Below are 1,833 nucleotides of genomic sequence, written 5' to 3' on the forward strand. Positions count from 1 at the left end.
CGAGCCAAAATCAGAAAATCGAGAGAAGTAATAGTATTATCAGCCCCAAAAACCTGAGCTAAAACCTCGCCTGTGGCAGCAACTTGCAGCAGTGTGCCCTTCGCCGTCGAGTTAATTTGCAAAGCCTCAAAACTCAAGCCACCAGCCAGGACAAACTTATCAGTTCCTACAGAAAAATTGAGCACAGTACCAATACCACTATTAGCGCTTAACACAAAGTGATCATTCCCCACACCCCCAATCAAAGTATCATCTCCGCCATCACCAAACAGCCAGTCATCTCCTGCACCCCCATTGAGAATATCGCTATCTTTCCCTCCGTAAATAGTGTCATTACCCGAGTCACCGTTGAGAGTATCTTGACCTTCATTGCCGTATAACAGGTCATCGCCACTACCACCATTAATACAGTCTTGCTGACCGTCAGGGCCGACAGCGCCTCGCAGATTTTCCCCACGATCGCCACTAATGGTATCGTTACCTTCATCGCCGCACAAAATATCGCTGCCCGAGTCGCCGTACATCAAGTCGTTGCCCGCATCTGCCTGTACCAAGTCGTCATCCTTGCCGCCACGAAGGGTATCGTTACCAAAACCCCCACTCAAAGAATCGGAACTCTCACCGCCACCCTGAAAGTCATTTCCATCTCCCCCAAATAGCAAGTCGCGGCCGTTGGCATCCCACACTAACTCGTTTTGCAAGCCGCCATAAAGCGAATCGTCCCCCTCATCCCCGACCAGGGTGTCGGAACCGAGTTCGCCCCAAATCCTGTCGTGATCTTTGCCACCGTAAACTAAGTCATTACCTTTGCCGGCAAAAATGCTATCGTTACCGCTGCCACCGCCGATGATATCGCCGGTGTCGTTACCGAAAATTAAGTCGCCTTCATCCGTGGCAACTGTATTGGCTGGTTGAGTGCCGTAGTCGCCAATTATGGTGTCGGAACCTAGATTGCCGTAGAGAGTATCCGAGTCGGTTTCGCCGAAAATGCGATCGTTGCCTTTGCCTGCAAACACCACATCCGGGCCGTTGCCACCTCGCAAGGTATCGTCTTGTTGTTCGCCGTTAAGTAGGTCGTTGCCATCGCCTCCCAATAGCAAATCGAAGCCGTCGGGGTCGCTATCGAGGGAGTTGAGGACGCCACCAAACACCGAGTCATCTCCGTTGTCGCCGGAAAGGGTATCGGGGCCTTTGTCACCCCAAATCAGGTCGTTGTCGATACCACCGTAAGCGATGTCAGGGTCTTTGCCGGAGTAAACGGTGTCTGAACCTTGATTGCCTGAAATGGCGTCGCCTGAAGACCCGCCGAAAATCAGGTCGCCGTCGTTACCAGTCAAGTCGATGTTGTTGCCGTTGTCGCCGACTATGCTGTCGGCACCGCGATCGCCGTACAATGTGTCTGCATTGCGATCGCCAGAAATGCGATCGTCTTGTTTGCCGCCAAATACGGCATCGGTTTGTTTGCCGCCGTAAACGATGTCGTTGTCCTTACCTGCTGCGATCAAGTCTCGCTGTTGGTCGCCGAAAGCGATATCGCTGCCTGCTTCACCTAACACTGTGTCGTCGCCGCCTTGGGAAAGAAATAGTTGGTTGGTTTCGTTTCCTGTTAAGGAATCGTTTCCGGGAGTGCCGATGCTGGTGTTTTGGATGTCGATGAGTTGGGCGGCGTTTGAGTCGAAGTTAAGTATTTGCTCTGGCTGGGGTTGGATAAATGTGAGCGGGGGCAGCAAGGGTAAGGGGTCGCAACCGCAACTGGTATCGGGTTCGGGTACTGGGTTGAATATGGGGGTTGGTTCTGGCGTCGGTGTTGGTTGTTCGGGGGCGGGTGTTGGT

General features: G+C 52.8%; 1 protein-coding gene. It reads right to left on the reverse strand.

Annotation, left to right across the window (positions count from 1 at the left end):
- Positions 1-1,833 (reverse strand): calcium-binding protein (locus tag QUA77_RS28995; protein ID WP_333454070.1); only part of this gene is annotated, 1,833 nt, incomplete at both ends.

The organism is Microcoleus sp. K5-D4, assembly GCF_036704575.1.
Lineage (GTDB): Bacteria > Cyanobacteriota > Cyanobacteriia > Cyanobacteriales > Microcoleaceae > Microcoleus.